Raw genomic sequence first — 17,145 nt, 5'->3', positions numbered from 1 at the left:
CGTCGCACTTCGTGTGGCAGGACCTGGATCCGGTGGGGTTCTTGTGGGACTTCAAGGACCGGATCTATCACGTGGACTGCAAGGACGCGAAGCGTCAGGTCGGCAATGGTCGTAATGGTCGGTTGGGGTCGCACCTGGCGTGGGCGGATCCGCGTCGGGGGTGGGACTTCGTCTCGACCGGGCATGGTGATGTGCCGTGGGAGGCGTCGTTCCGGATGCTCAACACGATCGGTTACGACGGGCCGATCTCGGTGGAGTGGGAGGACGCGGGGATGGACCGGCTCGTGGGTGCGCCGGAGGCGTTGGAGTTCGTGCGTCGCCTGGCGTTCGACGCCCCGTCCGCCTCGTTCGACGCCGCCTTCTCGACCACGTCCTGACATGAGCGACGAGACGCTCCACCCGGCAAGGATCGGCGTGTGGTTCGTGGGCGCCCGTGGTTCGGTCGCCACCACGGCAGTGGTCGGCGCCCTCGGCGTGTCCCACGGCCTCGCGCCGGCCACCGGGCTGGTGACCGAGCTGCCCGAGCTGGACCCCGACGGCCTGCCCGACCTCGGCGCCCTCGTCTTCGGCGGCCACGACGTCAGCTCGCAGGGCGTACCCAAGAAGGCCGAGGCGCTCGTCGCCGGCGGCGTGGTGCCGGCCGCGGTCGTCAGCGCGATCGGCGCGGGGCTCGACGCGATCGACGCGGAGGTGCGGCCCGGCTACGTCGCGGGGGAGGAGACCGCGACGAAGGCGGTGGAGCGGCTCGCCGGCGACATCGCCGACTTCCGCGAGCGGCACGGACTGGCGCGGGTGGTCGTCGTCGACGTCGCCAGCACCCAGCCCCCGGTCGACGAACCCGACCACGTGGTCGACCTCGACGACCGGCTCCCCGTGGGCGCGGTCTATGCACTCGCGGCCTTCCGCGCAGGCGCGCCCTACGTGTCCTTCACCCCCAGCCCGTGCCTGCGCCTGCCGGTGGTGGTCGAGGCTGCCGCTCGCGCCGGACTGCCGTACGCCGGATGCGACGGCAAGACCGGGGAGACCCTGCTCAAGTCGGCCCTCGCGCCGATGTTCGCGATGCGCGCCCTGGAGCTGCGGTCGTGGACGTCGGTCAACCTCCTCGGTGGTGGCGACGGCCAGACGCTGTCGGACCCCGAGGCTGCTCGGAGCAAGACCGTGGCGAAGCGCAGCGGGCTCGACGCCATGGTCGGTCGGCCCGTCCCGGGCCCGATGCACATCGACCAGGTCGAGGACCTCGGGGAGTGGAAGACCGCGTGGGACCACGTCCGGTTCGACGGCTTCCTCGGCACCCGGATGACCCTGCAGCTCACCTGGCAGGGGTGTGACTCGTCCCTGGCCGCCCCGCTGGTCCTCGACCTCGTACGACTGGTGGCTGCGGCGCACGAAGCCGGCCGCTCCGGGCCCCAGCCCGCGCTCGCCTTCTTCTTCAAGGACCCGGTCGGTGGCACCGAGCACCGGCTGTCCGAGCAGTGGCGCGACCTCGTCGCCTGGCGTGGGGGGCTGGGTGCATGACCGGCCTCCCTGCGCCACGTGACCTCGCCGAGCTGGTCCGGCTGCCCGCGGCCCTGACGGTCCCGGGCGACGCCTGGTCCGGCGCAGCCTGGTCCGGTGCGCCGACCGGGCAGGCGGCGCTCATGCCGATCGGATCGGTCCTGCTCTACTGGTCCGGGATGGCCCTCAACGACTGGGCCGACCGCGAGGTCGATGCCGTCGAGCGTCCCGAGCGCGTCATCCCCACGGGCCGGGTGCCGGCCGGGGCGGCCCTCTGCGTCGCGGGATCGCTCGGCGGTGCCGGCCTGGCGGCCACCGCGCTGGTGGGTGGCCGGCGGGCGCTCCGGACCAGCGTCCCCCTGGCCGTGCTCATCGCCACCTACGACGTGCTGGCCAAGGACTCGCCCCTCGGCCCCCTGGTCATGGCCTCCACCCGAGGTCTCGACGTGCTGCTCGGTGCGGCCGGAGCGCCCGCCCTGGCTGTCGCCCCAGCCGCCTCGGTGGCGGTGCACACCCTCGGGGTCACCGTGCTCAGCCGCGGTGAGGTGCACGGGGCGACGCCGGCGACCGCTGTCGCGGCGTTGGTGGCCACCGGCGCGGCGATCGTCGTGCTGGTCGCGGCCACGTGGCAGGACGACGTCCGGCCCGGCCACCGATGGGTCGCCCTCGGCTTCGCAGTGCTCTACGGCGCCGCGGTCGGTGTGCCCCAGGCCCGTGCGGTGGACGCACCCGATGCGGTGCACGCGCGTGCCGCGACCGGCGCCGGCATCGGTGGACTGACCCTGCTGCAGGCCGGGTGGCTGGCCGCCCGCGGACGGATGCTGCCGGCGCTCGTCGTGGCCGCGGCCGGTCCGCTGCTCCGCCGGGCCGCCCGGACAGTGGGACCGACATGAGCGTGCGCCTGGGCTACGGGCTCAACGGCTTCGCCGGCCACCGACTCAGCGACGCCTGCAGCGTTGTCGCCTCGCTCGGCTACGAGGGCGTCGGACTGACGCTCGACCAGCCCCACCTCGATCCCTTCGGCGACCTGCCCGCGCAGGTCGCCCACGCCCGGCGCTGCCTCGATGCCCACGGCCTCGCCTCCGTCGTGGAGACGGGGTCGCGCTACGTGCTCGACCCGTGGCGCAAGCACGAGCCGACCCTGGTCAGCGACGAGGGACGCGAGCGCCGCGTCGAGCTCCTGTGCCGCGCCGTGCGCATCGCCCACGAGCTCGGCTCGGAGGCAGTGTCCTGCTGGTCCGGAACGGCGCCCGCCGAGGTGGACGGCGTACGCCTGTGGCGGCGGGTGGTCGACGGGCTCGGCCCGGTCCTCGACGACGCCGCGGACCTCGGCGTCACCCTCTGCGTCGAGCCCGAGCCGGGGATGTTCCTGGCGACCCTCGACGACGTGCTGGAGCTGCGTCGACGGCTCGGCCACCCCGAGCACCTGCGGGTCACCCTCGATCTGGGCCACCTGGTCTGCAACGAGCCGCGCACCCCCGAGGACACCGTGCGGCACGCCGGTGCGCTGCTCGCCAACGTGCAGGTCGACGACATGGTGCGCGACGTGCACGAGCACCTCGAGCTGGGCACCGGCGACCTCGACCTCGACCGCGTCCTCGGCGCCCTGGTCGAGACGGGGTACGCCGGTCTGGCGTGCGTGGAGCTGCCGCGCCACTCGCACGCGGCCCCCGCCGTCGCGGCCTCGACGATGACGGCACTGCAGGCCTCGCTGGACCGGCTCGGCCAGCCCGTCGGCGCCTCACGGGAGGCACGATGACGTCCGTGCGTCCCCTCGCGCCTCCGGAGGAGCTGCGCAGCGCCCTGTCCGACGACGCCAGGCGGGCCCTCGACGACATGGTCGCGGTCCTGGCTGCCGGGGCGACCACGCTCGGCCGCGTCTTTCCCGCTGCTGCCCGCCGCACCGCGCGCGGCGACCTCGCTGCCGGTGGCCCCCGCCTCGAGGACGCCGTCCGCGTCGAGCTGGTGGCGATCGCCGCGACCCGGCTCGCTCCCGGCGCGCTGCTCGACGAGCTCGACCAGCTCTACCGCTACGGCGACGCGGACGAGAAGCGTGCCGTGCTGCTGGCGCTGGGCGGGATCGACGACCCCGCTGTCGACGGCTCCGCGGTCCTCCTCGACGCGCTCCGCACCAACGACCCACGACTGGTGGCAGCCGCCATGGGCCCGCACGCCCGGCGGCTGTCACCGCACGACTGGCGCCACGGCGTGCTCAAGTGCCTCTTCGTCGGCGTGCCGCTGGCCGGAGTGTCCGACCTCGCCGTCCGCGCCGACGCCGAGCTGACGGAGATGGTGCGCCGCTACATCGACGAGCGCGAGGCGGCCGGTCGTCCGGTTCCGGACGACGCCCTGCTCGTGCACGACCTGACGACCCTGACCCGCCCGGAGGCCTGAGATGCGCATCTTCGATCCCCACATCCACATGACGTCGCGCACCACCGACGACTACGAGCGCATGCACGCCGCCGGCGTGCGCGCCGTCGTCGAGCCCGCCTTCTGGCTCGGCCAGCCGCGGACCAGCGTGGGTTCCTTCACCGACTACTTCGACGCCCTCGTGGGCTGGGAGCGTTTCCGGGCGTCGCAGTTCGGCATCGCCCACCACTGCACGATCGCGCTCAACCCCAAGGAGGCCAACGACCCCCGCTGCGACGGGGTCCTCGACGTGCTGCCGCGCTACCTGGCCAAGGACGGGGTGGTCGCCGTCGGCGAGATCGGCTTCGACTCGATGGGGCCGGCCGAGGAGCGGGCCTTCCGGCGACAGCTCGACCTCGCGGTCGAGTTCGAGCTGCCTGCGATGGTGCACACCCCGCACCGCGACAAGGAGGGCGGCACCCGTCGTACGCTCCAGCTGGTCGAGGAGTCCGGCATCGACCCGGGCCTCGTCGTGGTCGACCACCTCAACGAGCTCACGGTCGGTCCGGTGGACGCGCACGGGTGCTGGATGGGCTTCTCCATCTACCCCGACACCAAGATGGATCCCCAGCGGATGGTGCGGATCCTCCAGGAGCGCGGTCCCGCGCGGGTGCTGGTCAACTCGGCCGCCGACTGGGGTCGCAGCGACCCGCTGCTGACGCACGCCACCGGCGAGGCGATGCTGGCCGCCGGCTTCAGCGACGACGACGTGGACCGCGTGCTGTGGCGCAACCCGGTGGAGTTCTTCGCGCAGAGCGGTCGGCTGCTGCTGCCCGAGACGGACGATGCTCCCGCGCCGGACGCCTCGTCGCTCTTCGAGGGCAACTCGATCCTGCGCGGGCAGCAGGTGAGCTGATGCGCCTGCGCCACCGCGACGGCACCGTGGTCCACCTGGCCTACGGCACCAACGTCCTGCCCGCCGAGGACGTCGACGGCCTGGTCGCCCAGGCCGCGGCGACGGGCGACCGCATCCGCCGGGCCCTCGGCAGCGACCTCGTCGGCCTCGGCCTCTGGCTGCCGGCGGGTGCCGCCCACCGGCTCGCCGAGGACCCCGACGGCGTACGCCTCGTCCGGAGCCGGCTCGCCGAGCACGGTGTCGAGGTGGTGACGGTCAACGCGTTCCCCTACGCCGCCTTCCAGGAGCCGACGGTCAAGCACTCGGTCTACCTCCCGGCGTGGACCTCACGCGCGCGCCTCGACTACACCCTGGCGGCTGCGCGGGTGCTCGCCAGGCTCCTGCCCGACGATGCCGACCACGGCTCGATCTCCACCCTGCCCCTGGCGTGGCACAACCCGTGGTCACGGGACGACCAGAGGCTCGCCGAGGCCCGCCTCTCCGAGCTGGCTGCCGGTCTGGCCGCGCTGGAGGCCGAGACCGGGCGCCGCGTGGTGGTCGGCATCGAGCCGGAGCCGGGGTGCGTGGTCGAGACCGTGGAGGAGGCCGTCGACCGGCTCGCGACGGTCGACCGCGAACGGATCGGTGTCTGCCTCGACCTCTGCCACCTCGCGGTCGGGTTCGACGACGCGGAGCGGGCGCTGCGCCTGCTCGACGATGCCGGCCTGCGCGTGGTCAAGGCCCAGCCCGCGTCGGCGCTGGTCGTGGACGACCCCGCGGACGCGACGACGCGACGCGCCCTTGCGTCGTACGCCGAGGACCGGTTCCTCCACCAGGTGCGGCAGGAACGACCGCACGGTCACGAGGTCGAGGGCCGCGACGACCTTCCCGACGCCCTCGACGGCGGCGACCCGCTCGCCACGGACACGCCCTGGCGCGTCCACTTCCACGTTCCGGTCCACGCCGACCCGCAACCGCCGCTGCACAGCTCACGCGAGGAGCTGGAGGCCTCGCTCACCGCGCTCCTGGGTGGCCCGGTCGCTCGGGTGGACCACCTGGAGGTCGAGACCTACACGTGGTCGGTCCTGCCGGGCGGAGCACCCGAGGACGACGAAGCGCTCGCCTCCGGCCTCGCGGCCGAGCTGGCCTGGGTGCACGCCGAGCTCGTCGCGCTCGGCCTCACCCCACTCTGACCCCCACCCGCCACACCTGCACCCCGGAGGACCTGATGGACAAGCTGCTCGTCGCGGACGTGGTCGGGCTGACCCCCGACCTGCTCCAGCACATGCCACGCCTGCGAAGCCTCGCGGCCACCGGATCGTCGGCGGTGCTCGACCCCGTCCTGCCTGCGGTCACCTGCAGCGTGCAGTCCACCTTCCTGACCGGTCTGACGCCGACCGAGCACGGCATCGTCGGCAACGGGTGGTACTTCCGTGACCTCGGCGAGGTCCACCTGTGGCGCCAGCACAACGCCCTCGTGCAGGGGGAGAAGGTGTGGGAGACGATCCGTCGCGAGCTGCCCGGCTACACCGTCGCCAACGTCTGCTGGTGGTACGCCATGGGGGCATCGACGGACTGGACGGTCACCCCGCGCCCGATCTACTACGCCGACGGCAAGAAGGCCCCCGACTGCTACACCCGACCGCCCGGGCTGCGCGACGAGCTGGTCGCGGCGCTCGGCGAGTTCCCGCTCTTCCAGTACTGGGGACCGACCGCCTCGATCCGCTCGACCGAGTGGATCGTGGGAGCGGCCCGGCACCTGATGCCCCGCGCGGACCTCACGCTGGCCTACCTCCCGCACCTCGACTACGACCTGCAGCGCTTCGGCCCCGCGTCGGCCCAGGCACACCGGGCCGCGCGCGACGTCGATGCCGCGCTGGCGCCGCTGCTCGACGACGCCGGGCGCCTCGGCGCCCGGGTCGTGGTGCTGTCGGAGTACGGCATCACCGCGGCGGACACGCCCGTGGACGTCAACCGGGCACTCCGCGCGGCAGGCCTCCTGGAGGTCTACACGCAGGACGGCATGGAGTACCTCGACCCGTGGACGTCCCGGGCGTTCGCCGTCGCCGACCACCAGGTGGCGCACGTCTACGTCGCCGACCCGGCCGACCTCGAGCGCGTCCGGACGGTGTGCGCCGGGCTGACCGGCGTGGCCGAGGTGCTCGACGACGCAGGCAAGGCGGCGGCCGGACTCGACCACGAGCGTGCCGGCGAGCTGGTGCTGGTCGCCGAGGCGACCGCCTGGTTCACCTACTACTACTGGGACGACGACGACCGTGCGCCCGACTTCGCGCGCGGCGTCGAGATCCACCGCAAGCCCGGCTACGACCCGGCTGAGCTCTTCTTCGACCCGCAGGACCGCCTGGTGAAGGCGAAGGCGGCGCTGACCCTGGCTCGCAAGGCGGCCGGGCTGCGCTACGCGATGAAGGTGGTGCCGCTCGATCCCGCGCCGGTGCGCGGCACACACGGTCGACTGCCGGCTCGTGATGCCGACGCCCCCGTGGTGCTGTGCGACCGCCCCGGGGCCCTGCCGGAGCGCATGGCCGCCACCGAGGTGAGGAACCTGCTGCTCGAGCTCGCCGGTGCGGTCCCCGCGCAGGTGTCGGTGCCGTGAGCGACGTCGACGACCTGCTCGAGCGGGTCCGGGAGCGGTTGCGGACGACGCCGTCGTGCGGCGTCGCCCGGGTCGACCGACTGGTGGGCGACGCGCTGCGGCCGGGCAAGCTGCTGCGCCCCGACCTCGTGCTGAGGAGTGCCGTGGCGACCGGGAGCGACCTCGGCCGGACCGCCGACGTCGAGCGCCGCGTCATCGAGGGTGCGCTGTCGGTGGAGCTGCTGCACGTCGCGACCCTCGTGCACGACGACATCATCGACGCCGCCGACGTACGCCGTGGGCGACCGTCGGTCGTCGCGAGCGCAGGTGTCGCCACCGCGATCGTCGTCGGCGACCTGCTCCTCGCCCGTGGGGCGGCGGCAGCGGCCCGCTCGTCGGGTGCCGCGTCCGGGGTGTGGGCGCGCACGCTCGACTGCATGGCGGCCGGCCAGCTCCGTGAGGCGGGCCTCGCGGAGTCGCCGTCGCTCGAGGCGCACGCCGAGTACGCCTCGCTCAAGACCGCCGAGCTCTTCCGGTCGAGCGCCGAGATCGGCGCGCTGGCCGCGGGGGCAGCGCCCTGGGTGGTCGAGGCGCACGGCACGTTCGGCCTCCACTTCGGGATGGCCTTCCAGCACGTCGACGACCTGCTCGACCTCGTCGGCGATGCCGGGCGGATGGGCAAGCCGACCGGCGCCGACGCCACCAACGGCGTCCCGACGGCGATCTCGCTGCTCTCGGGTCGTGACGGCCTGGAGGAGGTCGCCGGCCTGATCGCCGACGAGCTCGAGGAGGCGCGAGCAGCACTGCGCCCCGGTCCCGGAGCGGCCGCCCTGGCGACCTGGGCGGGTGGGGCCCTGCGGCGAGCGGCCCGGGCCGCCGTGGACCCGGCCGATCGCGACCTGGACGCACGACTGACCACGGCGTTCGGTCGTCTCGACGACGCCTCCGACCCTCGAGCATGGGAGCTCCGGCCGTGCCGCACCTCGTCCTCCGTCTGATGGTGCTCCTGGCGGTGCTGCTGGCTTGGGCGCCGGCCCCACCCGCAGCAGCCCACGGCGAGCTGCTCTTCTCCGACCCTCCCGCTGACGGTGTGGTCCAGGCACTGCCCTCGCGCGCCTTCCTGACCTTCTCCGACGCGGTGAGCGAGATCCGGGAGATCACCGTCGTCGGTCCGGAGGGGAGCGTGACCAACGGTGCCCCCTCGTCCATCGGGCCGGAGGTGCGCCAGACCCTGTGGGAGGGCGTGGACGGCGCCTACACGCTGGAGTACTACGTGGTGTCCGCCGACGGCCACGACGTGCGCGGAGAGGTGCACTTCGAGGTGGGACCGACCTCCACTGCCGCAACGACCGGCACGTCCGGGGACGAGCCTCAGGCGTCGGGCGAGGACCCACCGTCGGAGGGACGCTTCGCCGCCGTCCTGCCTGCGGGGCTCGTCCTGGTCGCCGCCGCGGTGGCACTGGCGCTGCTCAGGCGCCGCCGCTCGACAGCGACCGGGCCCGACAACGGCTGAGGCCCTCCCGGATCTCTCCGTGAAGGGCCTCTGACCTGCTGCAACTGTTGGTACGCCATGAGGGACTTGAACCCCCAACCCGCTGATTAAGAGTCAGCTGCTCTACCAATTGAGCTAATGGCGCGTGGTGAAGCGAGTGGAACTTTATCAGCGGAGGACGCCCACCAAAAATCGAGGGCTCATCCGAGCTCGGCCAGCACCGCCTGGGCGGCGTTGTGGCCGCCCAGCCCCGAAACGGCGCCACCGCGCCGGGCGCCCGATCCGCACAGCAGCACGGAGTCGTGCTCGGTCTGGACGCCCCACTGCTGGGCAGGTGTGTCGAGCCGGGCGCGGTTGTTGGCCCACGGCCACTCGAGGTCACCGTGGAAGATGTGGCCGCCGGGCATCGCGAGGTCCTTCTCGATGTCCTGGGGGATCTTGGTCTCGATGCACGGGTGGCCGTCGGCGTCGGTGGCGAGGCAGTCCTCGAGGGGCTCGGCGAGCACCGCGTTGAGCGAGGCGAGCGCACGCCCGATCGCGACGTCGCGAGCGCCCGGGTCGGCGTCGAAGAGGGCGGCGGGCGTGTGCAGCCCGAAGTAGGTCAGCGTGTGTGCCGAGCCGGCCCGGTCGCCGAGGATCGAGGGGTCGCTGAGGCTGTGGCAGTAGACCTCGCCCGGCATCGGGTCGGGCACCGCACCGCCGGCAGCGGCGGCGTACGCCTGCTCGAGCTGGGTGTAGTCCTCGGCCAGGTGAAGAGTGCCGGCGAAGGCCGTCGCCGGGTCGGCGCCGGACGCGAGCGCAGGGAGCCGGTCGAGGAGGAAGTTGATCTTCAGCTGGGACCCGGACGGCTTGTTGTCCTCGTCCTCACCCTCGCCGAGGAGGATCCGCAGGACCCATGGCGCGACCCCCGACAGGACGCGGCGCGCAGTGACCGCGTGCTGGCCGGTGCTGTCGTGCCAGGTCACCTCCGCGCCGTCGGCGCCGGGGGTGATGGCGCTGACGCCGGCCCCGGTGAGGATCTCTGCGCCCGCGTCGACGGCGGCCTTCGCGAGGGCGTCGGTGACCGCACCCATCCCGCCGATCGGCACCCGCCACTCACCGGTGCCGTTGCCGATCAGGTGGTAGAGGAAGCAGCGGTTCTGGATGAGCGACGGGTCGTCCATCGAGGCGAAGGTGCCGATGAGGGCGTCGGTGGCGACCACGCCGCGGACCGTGTCGTCGGTGAAGCGCGAGGTGATCGCGTGGCCGAGCGGCTGCGTCACGACGTCGTTCCAGATGCGCTCGTCGGCGAGCGCCCGCACGTCCCGCTCGAGCGGGAGGGGCTGCATCAGGGTCGGCGAGACCACCTCGGCCAGTCGACCGACCTCGGCGTAGAAGTCCTGCCACGCGGCGTACTCCTCGTCCGAACCGGTCAGCTCGCGGAACGACGCGCGGGTCGCCTCGCCCTCGGGCCGCTCGACGAGCAGCCCACCGGAGCGCTCGCTGCGCGTCCAGGGCGTGTACGACGCCGTGGTGCGCGAGGCGAGGCGGATGTCGAGGCCCAGGTCGGCCATCAGCTGCTCCGGCATCAGGCTGACCAGGTAGGAGTAGCGCGAGAGGCGGGCCGGCTGGCCGGCGAACGGCTCGACGGAGACGGCCGCGCCGCCGGTGTGGTCGAGCCGCTCGAGCACGAGGACCGAGAGGCCGGCGCGGGCGAGGTAGGCCGCGCTCACCAGGGCGTTGTGGCCACCGCCGACCACGACGACGTCATAGCTGCTGCTGCCGGAATTCACCGGCCCAACCTAGACCCTCAGCCCGTGAACGCGTCGTTGGGCACGATGACCGCGCGGCCGGTGACGCGACCGTGGGCCAGGTCGTCGTAGGCCGTGACCGCGTCCTCGAGCGGGTAGATCGTCGTGTCGGCGCGCAACAGTCCTCGGGCGGCGAGGTCGAGCACGGCGACGAGCTCGCGCCGGTTGCCCCAGTAGGTGGTCTGGACGCTGGCCTCGTAGGGCAGGCCGAAGAAGGAGACGGGCAGCGTGCCGCCGGCGATCCCGACGATCGTGATGTCGCCCAGCTGGCGCACGCACGCGGCCGCCGTGGCCAGGGTCTCGTCGGAGCCGACGAAGTCGAGCACCACGTCGGCGCCGCGTCCGCCGGTGGCCTCGCGGATCTGTGCCGCGGTGTCGGGCCCGGGGTCCAGCACCAGGTCGGCGCCGTGCTCTGTGGCGGCTACCCTGGCCGCGTCGCGGCCGTCGACCGCGATGACCCGGGCCGCGGTGATCGCCTTGAGCACCTGGACGCCGAGGTGGCCGAGCCCCCCGACACCGATCACCACCGCGGTACTGCCGGGACGCAGCTTGCCCAGCGAGCGGCGTACGGCGTGGTAGGGCGTGAGCGCGGCGTCGGTCAGCGGCGCGGCGTCGACGACCTCGAGCCCGTCGGGGATCGGCACGAGGTGGCGCGCGGCCGGCACCAGCAGGAACTCCGCCATCCCGCCGTCCAGGCCGAGCCCTCCGCCACCACCGGGCACCGGCGCCAGGTCGGGGCGCTCGCAATAGGTCTCCAGCCCGTCGAGGCAGTGCTCGCAGGACCCGCAGCCCCATGCGCCGACGACCGCCACCGCCTGGCCGACGGCCAGACCGGTCACGCCGTCGCCGAGGGTGTGGACCCACCCGGCGTTCTCGTGGCCCAGCGTGAAGGGCGGGCTCCAGGGCAGCGTGCCCGGCTCGAACTCGTGCATCAGGTGCAGGTCGGAGTGGCACGCACCCGCTGCCCCCACCTGCACCAGCACCTGGCCCGGCCCGGGCTCGGGCACGGGCACCTCCTCGAGCACGGGCTCGCTCTTCCACTCCCTCAACCGCAGTGCGCGCATGTCGACCTCCTCAGGTTCCCCTCCGGCCTGACCGTCCGGCAGCCCGGGCAGCAGGGCCCTTTGCCGCCACGTCGCGGGCCCAAGGACCCTTCGTGCCGGCGGCGGGCCGGCGGAGAGTGGACGTGCCGGAACCCAGTCGAGGAGAGCGTCATGACCGCACTGAGCAGCAGCCCCAGCACCCACCCGAGCATCCCGCCGATCGTCGTGGGCATCGGACCGGACGAGATCGAGTCCGCGCTCGCGTTCGCCGCGGACGAGGCCGTACGCGTCGGGTGCGGCCTGCACCTCGTCCACGCCGTGCACGTGGTGCCGTCCGGTCCCGAGACCGTCCTGCTCACCGCGGTCGACGTCGAGGCCTGGGGCCGTGAGCTGCTGACGCTCGCGGTCAAGCGGGCCGACGACCTCGTCGACGGCGCCGTGCCGGTGACGCACGAGCTCCGGCGCGGCACTCCGGTGCAGGTGCTCGTCGAGGCGGGGCGTACGGCCCGGATGGTCGTGCTCGAGCACCGGCACCTCTCCCGCCTCAACCGGATCGTCAACCGGACCGTGGCCGGGGGAGTCGCGGCGCACCTGCGCGTCCCCGTCGTCGCGGTCCCGAGCGGCTGGACGCGTCCCGCGGGCACTCCGGTCGTCGTGGCCGGGGTGGACGTCCCGGACCGCTCGGCCGAGGTCCTCTCCGCCGCTGCGGCCGAGGCACGCGCCCGCGGCGCCGACCTGCGCGTGGTGCACTCGTGGGCGCTCCCGGTCCACCACGACGGGTTCGTCGTCGAGGACGCCGAGCACCGCCGCTGGACCGATCGCTCCCGCGCGGAGGTGCGGGCCGCCCTCGACGCCCTGGGCGACGAGGCGGTGGCGATCGAGGCGGACGTCGTGGTCCACCCCGGCCGCGCGATCGAGGCGATCCTGGAGGCTTCACAAGGTGCCCAGCTGCTGGTCATCGGGCGCCACGACCCGCTGGTCCCGGTCGGCTCCCACATCGGTCCGGTGGCCCGGGCGGTGCTCCGTGAGGCGACCTGCCCCGTGCTGCTCGCCAGCCCGCGCTCCCACCGGGCGGCCTACCGCGCCTCAGTGTGAGGGCAGGGCCCCGCTGAGCCGCTCGTGGCGCTCGGCGCTCGTGGGATCGAGGCCGACGATCTCGACCGTCTTGCCCTTGCGGGCGTACTTCGTGGTGATCGCGTCGAGCGAGGCGACGGTCGAGGCGTCCCAGACGTGGGAGTCGGTGAGGTCGATGACGACGTGGTCGGGGTCGTCGGCGTAGTCGAACTGCGTGTAGAGGTCGTTGCTCGAGGCGAAGAAGAGCTCGCCGGTCACGCGGTAGACCGCCGACGAGGTGCCGTCGCGGTTCTCGACGAGCTCGCGATCGGTCTCGGTGAGGTGGGCGACGCGCCTCGCGAAGAGGGTCATCGCGACCAGGACGCCCACCCCGACACCGATGGCGAGGTTGTGGCTGAGCACGGTGACGACCACGGTGGACACCATCACCGCGGTCTCGGACCGGGGCATCCGGCGCAGGGTGGAGGGTCGGACCGAGTGCCAGTCGAAGGTGCCGACCGACACCATGACCATCACCGCGACGAGGGCGGCCATCGGGATCAGGGCGACCACGTCGCCGAACCCGACGACCAGGACCAGCAGGAAGACGCCGGCGAGGAAGGTCGAGAGCCGGGTCCGCGCCCCGGACGCCTTCACGTTGATCATCGTCTGGCCGATCATCGCGCAACCCCCCATGCCGCCGAAGAAGCCGGTGACGATGTTGGCGCCGCCCTGGCCCCATGCCTCGCGGGTCTTGTCGGAGTGGGTGTCGGTGATGTCGTCGACGAGCTTGGCGGTCAGCAGCGACTCCAGCAGGCCGACCAGCGCCATCGCCACGGCGTACGGCGCGATCACCTGCAGCGTCTCGAGCGTCCACGGGACGTCGGGGAAGAACAGGGTCGGCAGGCTGTCGGGCAGCTCGCCCTCGTCGCCCACGGTGGGAACGGTGATCGCCGCGAGCAGCGTGAAGCCGGTCAGCGCGACGATCGCGACCAGAGGAGCGGGTACGACGCCCGAGATCCGCGGCAGGCCCACGATGACGGCGATGCCGACGGCCACCATCGGGTAGACGAGCCACGGCACGTCGACCAGGTGCGGCACCTGGGCGAGGAAGATGAGGATCGCGAGGGCGTTGACGAAGCCGACCATCACCGACCGCGGGATGAAGCGCATCAGCCGGGCCACCCCGAGGAGCCCGAGCACGACCTGCAGCACACCGCCGAGCAGGACGGTCGCGACCAGGTAGTCGTAGCCGTGCTCACGCACGACCGGTGCGATGACCAGCGCGATGGCGCCCGTGGCGGCCGAGATCATCGCGGGCCGGCCACCGAGGAACGCGATCGAGACCGCCATCGTGAACGACGCGAACAGTCCGATGCGGGGATCGACCCCGGCGATGATCGAGAACGAGATCGCCTCCGGGATGAGCGCGAGCGCGACGACGAGGCCGGCCAGGACCTCGGTGCGCAGCATCTTCGGAGAGCGGAGGGCGTTGCGGACGGTGGGGGCGAGCTCGGGTCGGGACGTGGTGGCGGCAGACTGGGGCACGAGCAGGAACCCTAACCTCACGTGAGGGTAGAGTTGGCATCCGCAACGGGAGGGAACGACGTGGACGAGCAGGCGAGCGTCATGCACATCGGCGAGGTCGCCGCGCGCACCGAGCTGTCGCTGCGCAGCCTGCGGCACTGGGAGGAGGTCGGCCTGCTCCAGCCCTCCGGTCGCACCGAGGGTGGTTTCCGGCTCTACACCGACGCGGACGTGGAGAAGATCCTCGTCATCCGACGGATGAAGCCCCTCGGGTTCAGCCTGGACCAGATGAAGGACGTCATGCGCGACCTCGAGGCGCTCGAGGCACCCGGCACCACGGCCGCGGACCGTGACGCCGTACGCACCCGGCTGCACGCGATCCGCGCCGAGGCGACCGAGCGCCGCGTGGCGCTCGTGCGCCAGCTCGACATGGCCGACGAGTTCATCGCACTCATCGACGCGCAGGCCGACTGAGGCGTCAGCGGCCGAAGAGGCGCGAGAAGAAGCCGCCGCCGGTGCCGGCGGCCGCCTTCTCGTCGGCGCTGTGCTGGCCGTTGCACCAGTCCTTGGCCGGGACGCCGGCCCTGACCTGGCTGATGTGCTGCCCGCAGCCGGCCCAGGTGGTCCGGCCGCAGGTCTTGCATCGGGTTGCTCGGCACATGGAGTGCTCCTTCTGTGGTGAGGGGGTGGAGGGGGAGTGGTGTCAGCCGTGGGAGAAGGTGATCCTCGGCAGCACGCGGGTGAGCCAGCGGGGGCTCCACCACGCAGCCCTGCCGGTGAGGCGAAGCATGACGGGCAGCAGCACGAGTCGCACCAGGAAGGCGTCGAGGAGCACGGCGACGCCGAGCACGATGCCCATCTCCTTGGGCGGCAGTGGCCCGGAGAGTGCGAAGGTGAAGAACACCGCCACCATGACCGCGCCGGCGGCGAAGATCACCCGGCCGGAGTGGGCCAGCGAGCCGACCATCGCCTCGCGCGGGTCGCCCGACTTCTCGTAGTGCTCCTTGGCGGAGGCGAGGAGGAAGACGGTGTAGTCCATCGCGATCGCGAAGATCATCGCGAAGAAGAAGACCGGTGCCCACGCGTCGAGGAAGCCCTGAGGCTCGAAGCCGAGCAGGTCGGCGCCGATGCCCTCCTGGAAGACCAGCCGCGCGACGCCGAACGCCGCGGCCGTGGACAGCAGGCTGGCCAGGGTGCCGAGCAGGGAGATCAGCGGCGCCTGGAGGGCGACGAGCAGGAGCAGGAAGCCCAGGGCGAGCACGACCCCGATGACGAGCGGCGTGGACTCGTCGAGCTGGGTCTTGAGGTCGAGGTTCTCCACGGCCGCGCCGCCGACGAGCGCCGAGGCGGGCAGGTCGCTGCGCAGCCGGTCGACGGTCGCGCCGAGTGCGGGGTCGGACGGGTCCACGTCGGGCACGGCCTGGAGGAGCACGAGGTCGCTGTCGTCGGCGGCGGGCTGGGCGGGCATGACGCCCGCGATGCCCGGGTCCGCGCTCAGGACGTCGTACGACGCCTCGGCGTCGGCCCGGTCCGCGACCACCTGGAGGGTGCCGGGCGCGCCGTCCCCGAAGGACTCCTTGACCTGGTCGTAGCCGACGCGTGCGCTGGCGTCCTCGGGCAGGACCTGGATCGAGGGCATGGCGGTCCTGAGGCCGAGGACCGGTGCGGCCAGCACCAGGAGGACGACGACGGAGGCGAGGCCGAAGGCGACCGGTCGCTTCCAGAGGCGCTCACCCCACGCGGCGAAGCGCGCCGAGCGGTGCTCGCCGGTGTGCACCCACTTCAGGGCCAGCTTGTTGATGCGGTGGTCCAGCACGAACAGCACGAGGGGGAGCAGGGTCAATGTCGCCGCCAGCACGAAGACGACCGCCAGGATGATGCCGCCGGCCATCGACCGGAAGGACGGTGACGGCACCAGCATCACGGCCGAGAGCGAGACGAGCACGGTCAGGCCGGACAGGAGCACGGCCTTGCCGGCGGTGTCCATGGTCTCCGCGATCGCCTGCCGCGGGGTCTCGTGGTGGCCCATCCGGGCCGCGCGGAACCGCACGACGAGGAAGAGGGCGTAGTCGATGCCGAGGGCCAGGGCGAACATCATGGCGAAGTTCATCGCCCAGATCGAGACCGGCACGAGCTCGTTGATCAGCACCAGCGAGCCGGCCGAGGCCACCAGGCCCGCGAGGGTCAGGATGAGGGGGAGGCCCGCAGCGACGAGCGCACCGAACGCGAGCACGAGGATCGCCAGGGTCACGGGCCAGGACACCATCTCGGACTTCAGCATCGCCTCGAGGTTGGCCTCGTTGAAGTCGGACCACAGCAGCGACGCCCCGGTCGGGTTGACCTCGATGCCGTCGCCCGACAGCGCCTCGAGCTCGCCCTTGAGGTCGTCCGCGACACGGACCATCTCGTTCGGGTCGGCGCCGGCGCCGGCGAGGACCACGGCGGTCGAGCCGTCCTGGCTCAGGGAGGCGCCGGGCTGAGGGGCGATCACGTCGGCGATGCGGGGCTCGGCGTCGAGCACCGCAGTCACCTCGTCGATGACCTGCTGGCCGCGGCCCTCGGTCACCGGCCCGTCGGTGCTGTGCACGACGACCTGGATGGCGGAGCTGGCGTTGCCGCCGAAGCTCTCGGTGGCCAGCTCCTGCACGGCGACGGACTCGGAGCCGTCGGCCTGCCAGCCGGCGCCCGACAGGTTGGCCTCGACCTGGGGGGCAAAGGCCCCGAGGCCGACGATGAGCAGCAGCCACACGACCGCGGTGAGGCGGCGGTGGTGGGTGACCCACACGCCGAGCCGGCCGAGGGGGCCGGGGCGGTGGCCGAGGCCGTCGGGGTCGGAGGCGGTGGATCGGTGGGCAGCGTGGCGGCGGGTGGCCGTCGACGTCATGGGAGTGCTCTTCCTGTCGGGG

Annotated in this window: 17 protein-coding genes and 1 tRNA gene; 12 read left to right on the top strand and 6 right to left on the bottom strand. The window is 72.9% G+C overall.

What is annotated here, in order from left to right; translation table 11 throughout:
- The 10 genes from BM127_RS07730 to BM127_RS07690 all read left to right on the top strand — a co-directional run.
- The coding region (locus BM127_RS07730) for a sugar phosphate isomerase/epimerase family protein (protein ID WP_244889163.1) at window positions 1–377 on the top strand (377 nt) is incomplete at its 5' end.
- 1 nt (window position 378) lies between these two features.
- Window positions 379–1,515 (top strand): inositol-3-phosphate synthase, encoded by a 1,137-nt coding sequence (locus tag BM127_RS07725; protein WP_091196805.1) that lies wholly within the window; start codon window positions 379–381, stop codon window positions 1,513–1,515.
- A complete protein-coding gene (locus BM127_RS07720) occupies window positions 1,512–2,387 on the top strand; it encodes an SCO3242 family prenyltransferase (RefSeq protein WP_091196802.1) in 876 nt (291 codons plus the stop codon). The genes BM127_RS07725 and BM127_RS07720 overlap by 4 nt, the downstream gene beginning before the upstream one ends.
- Window positions 2,384–3,253, top strand: coding sequence for a sugar phosphate isomerase/epimerase family protein (locus tag BM127_RS22195; RefSeq protein WP_175507346.1), 870 nt, complete (start codon window positions 2,384–2,386; stop codon window positions 3,251–3,253). The genes BM127_RS07720 and BM127_RS22195 overlap by 4 nt, the downstream gene beginning before the upstream one ends.
- 5 nt (window positions 3,254–3,258) lie before the next feature.
- The gene (locus tag BM127_RS22190) at window positions 3,259–3,888 is read left to right on the top strand and encodes an EboA domain-containing protein (protein ID WP_198554219.1); all 630 of its coding nucleotides are present in this window, start codon (window positions 3,259–3,261) and stop codon (window positions 3,886–3,888) included.
- A 1-nt stretch (window position 3,889) separates the two neighbouring features.
- Complete coding sequence (locus BM127_RS07710) at window positions 3,890–4,762, top strand: TatD family hydrolase (RefSeq protein ID WP_091196801.1); 873 nt, start codon at window positions 3,890–3,892, stop codon at window positions 4,760–4,762.
- Window positions 4,762–5,934 (top strand): metabolite traffic protein EboE, encoded by a 1,173-nt coding sequence (gene eboE, locus BM127_RS07705; protein ID WP_091196798.1) that lies wholly within the window; start codon window positions 4,762–4,764, stop codon window positions 5,932–5,934. The genes BM127_RS07710 and eboE overlap by 1 nt, the downstream gene beginning before the upstream one ends.
- 35 nt (window positions 5,935–5,969) lie before the next feature.
- The gene (locus BM127_RS07700) at window positions 5,970–7,355 is read left to right on the top strand and encodes an alkaline phosphatase family protein (RefSeq protein WP_091196796.1); all 1,386 of its coding nucleotides are present in this window, start codon (window positions 5,970–5,972) and stop codon (window positions 7,353–7,355) included.
- Window positions 7,352–8,332, top strand: coding sequence for a polyprenyl synthetase family protein (locus BM127_RS07695; RefSeq protein WP_157829529.1), 981 nt, complete (start codon window positions 7,352–7,354; stop codon window positions 8,330–8,332). The genes BM127_RS07700 and BM127_RS07695 overlap by 4 nt, the downstream gene beginning before the upstream one ends.
- Complete coding sequence (locus BM127_RS07690) at window positions 8,308–8,847, top strand: copper resistance CopC family protein (protein WP_175507345.1); 540 nt, start codon at window positions 8,308–8,310, stop codon at window positions 8,845–8,847. The genes BM127_RS07695 and BM127_RS07690 overlap by 25 nt, the downstream gene beginning before the upstream one ends.
- Before the next feature lie 48 nt (window positions 8,848–8,895).
- Here the strand turns inward: BM127_RS07690 and BM127_RS07685 are convergent.
- The 3 genes from BM127_RS07685 to BM127_RS07675 all read right to left on the bottom strand — a co-directional run bounded on the left by BM127_RS07685 (window position 8,896) and on the right by BM127_RS07675 (window position 11,680).
- A tRNA-Lys gene (locus BM127_RS07685) sits at window positions 8,896–8,971 on the bottom strand.
- A 55-nt stretch (window positions 8,972–9,026) separates the two neighbouring features.
- Complete coding sequence (locus tag BM127_RS07680) at window positions 9,027–10,598, bottom strand: phytoene desaturase family protein (RefSeq protein WP_091196787.1); 1,572 nt, start codon at window positions 10,596–10,598, stop codon at window positions 9,027–9,029.
- Window positions 10,599–10,615: 17 nt separating this feature from the next.
- The gene (locus BM127_RS07675) at window positions 10,616–11,680 is read right to left on the bottom strand and encodes an NAD(P)-dependent alcohol dehydrogenase (RefSeq protein ID WP_091196784.1); all 1,065 of its coding nucleotides are present in this window, start codon (window positions 11,678–11,680) and stop codon (window positions 10,616–10,618) included.
- A 150-nt stretch (window positions 11,681–11,830) separates the two neighbouring features.
- Between BM127_RS07675 and BM127_RS07670 the strand changes: the two genes are divergently transcribed.
- Window positions 11,831–12,754: a universal stress protein gene (locus BM127_RS07670; RefSeq protein ID WP_091196782.1), complete on the top strand. Its 924-nt coding sequence runs from the start codon at window positions 11,831–11,833 to the stop codon at window positions 12,752–12,754.
- Here the strand turns inward: BM127_RS07670 and BM127_RS07665 are convergent.
- Window positions 12,746–14,260 carry a SulP family inorganic anion transporter gene (locus tag BM127_RS07665; RefSeq protein WP_231263316.1) on the bottom strand — a complete coding sequence of 505 codons (1,515 nt, stop codon included), beginning with the start codon at window positions 14,258–14,260 and terminating at the stop codon, window positions 12,746–12,748. The two genes, BM127_RS07670 and BM127_RS07665, sit on opposite strands and share 9 nt — an antisense overlap.
- Before the next feature lie 60 nt (window positions 14,261–14,320).
- Here BM127_RS07665 and BM127_RS07660 point away from each other — a divergent pair, with 60 nt between their 5' ends.
- On the top strand, window positions 14,321–14,713 hold the full coding sequence (locus tag BM127_RS07660; RefSeq protein ID WP_198554218.1) for a MerR family transcriptional regulator: 393 nt from the start codon (window positions 14,321–14,323) through the stop codon (window positions 14,711–14,713).
- Window positions 14,714–14,717: 4 nt separating this feature from the next.
- Here BM127_RS07660 and BM127_RS07655 read toward each other — a convergent pair whose 3' ends face one another.
- Complete coding sequence (locus BM127_RS07655; protein ID WP_091196753.1) at window positions 14,718–14,900, bottom strand: hypothetical protein; 183 nt, start codon at window positions 14,898–14,900, stop codon at window positions 14,718–14,720.
- A gap of 42 nt (window positions 14,901–14,942) precedes the next feature.
- Window positions 14,943–17,123 carry an MMPL family transporter gene (locus tag BM127_RS07650; protein WP_091196688.1) on the bottom strand — a complete coding sequence of 727 codons (2,181 nt, stop codon included), beginning with the start codon at window positions 17,121–17,123 and terminating at the stop codon, window positions 14,943–14,945.
- Between the last annotated feature and the right edge of the window lie 22 nt (window positions 17,124–17,145).

The organism is Nocardioides alpinus (assembly GCF_900112035.1).
Taxonomy (GTDB): domain Bacteria; phylum Actinomycetota; class Actinomycetes; order Propionibacteriales; family Nocardioidaceae; genus Nocardioides; species Nocardioides alpinus.
This window is presented reverse-complemented; position numbering and strand designations above follow the sequence as displayed.

Bases quoted from the DNA above. Each gene is read 5' to 3' on its own strand.
- BM127_RS07700 (WP_091196796.1), top strand. From the start codon at position 5,970: ATGGACAAGCTGCTCGTCGCGGACGTGGTCGGGCTGACCCCCGACCTG.
- BM127_RS07650 (WP_091196688.1), bottom strand. From the start codon at position 17,123: ATGACGTCGACGGCCACCCGCCGCCACGCTGCCCACCGATCCACCGCC.
- eboE (WP_091196798.1), top strand. From the start codon at position 4,762: ATGCGCCTGCGCCACCGCGACGGCACCGTGGTCCACCTGGCCTACGGC.
- BM127_RS07655 (WP_091196753.1), bottom strand. From the start codon at position 14,900: ATGTGCCGAGCAACCCGATGCAAGACCTGCGGCCGGACCACCTGGGCC.
- BM127_RS07670 (WP_091196782.1), top strand. From the start codon at position 11,831: ATGACCGCACTGAGCAGCAGCCCCAGCACCCACCCGAGCATCCCGCCG.
- BM127_RS07725 (WP_091196805.1), top strand. From the start codon at position 379: ATGAGCGACGAGACGCTCCACCCGGCAAGGATCGGCGTGTGGTTCGTG.
- BM127_RS07675 (WP_091196784.1), bottom strand. From the start codon at position 11,680: ATGCGCGCACTGCGGTTGAGGGAGTGGAAGAGCGAGCCCGTGCTCGAG.
- BM127_RS07710 (WP_091196801.1), top strand. From the start codon at position 3,890: ATGCGCATCTTCGATCCCCACATCCACATGACGTCGCGCACCACCGAC.
- BM127_RS22195 (WP_175507346.1), top strand. From the start codon at position 2,384: ATGAGCGTGCGCCTGGGCTACGGGCTCAACGGCTTCGCCGGCCACCGA.
- BM127_RS07720 (WP_091196802.1), top strand. From the start codon at position 1,512: ATGACCGGCCTCCCTGCGCCACGTGACCTCGCCGAGCTGGTCCGGCTG.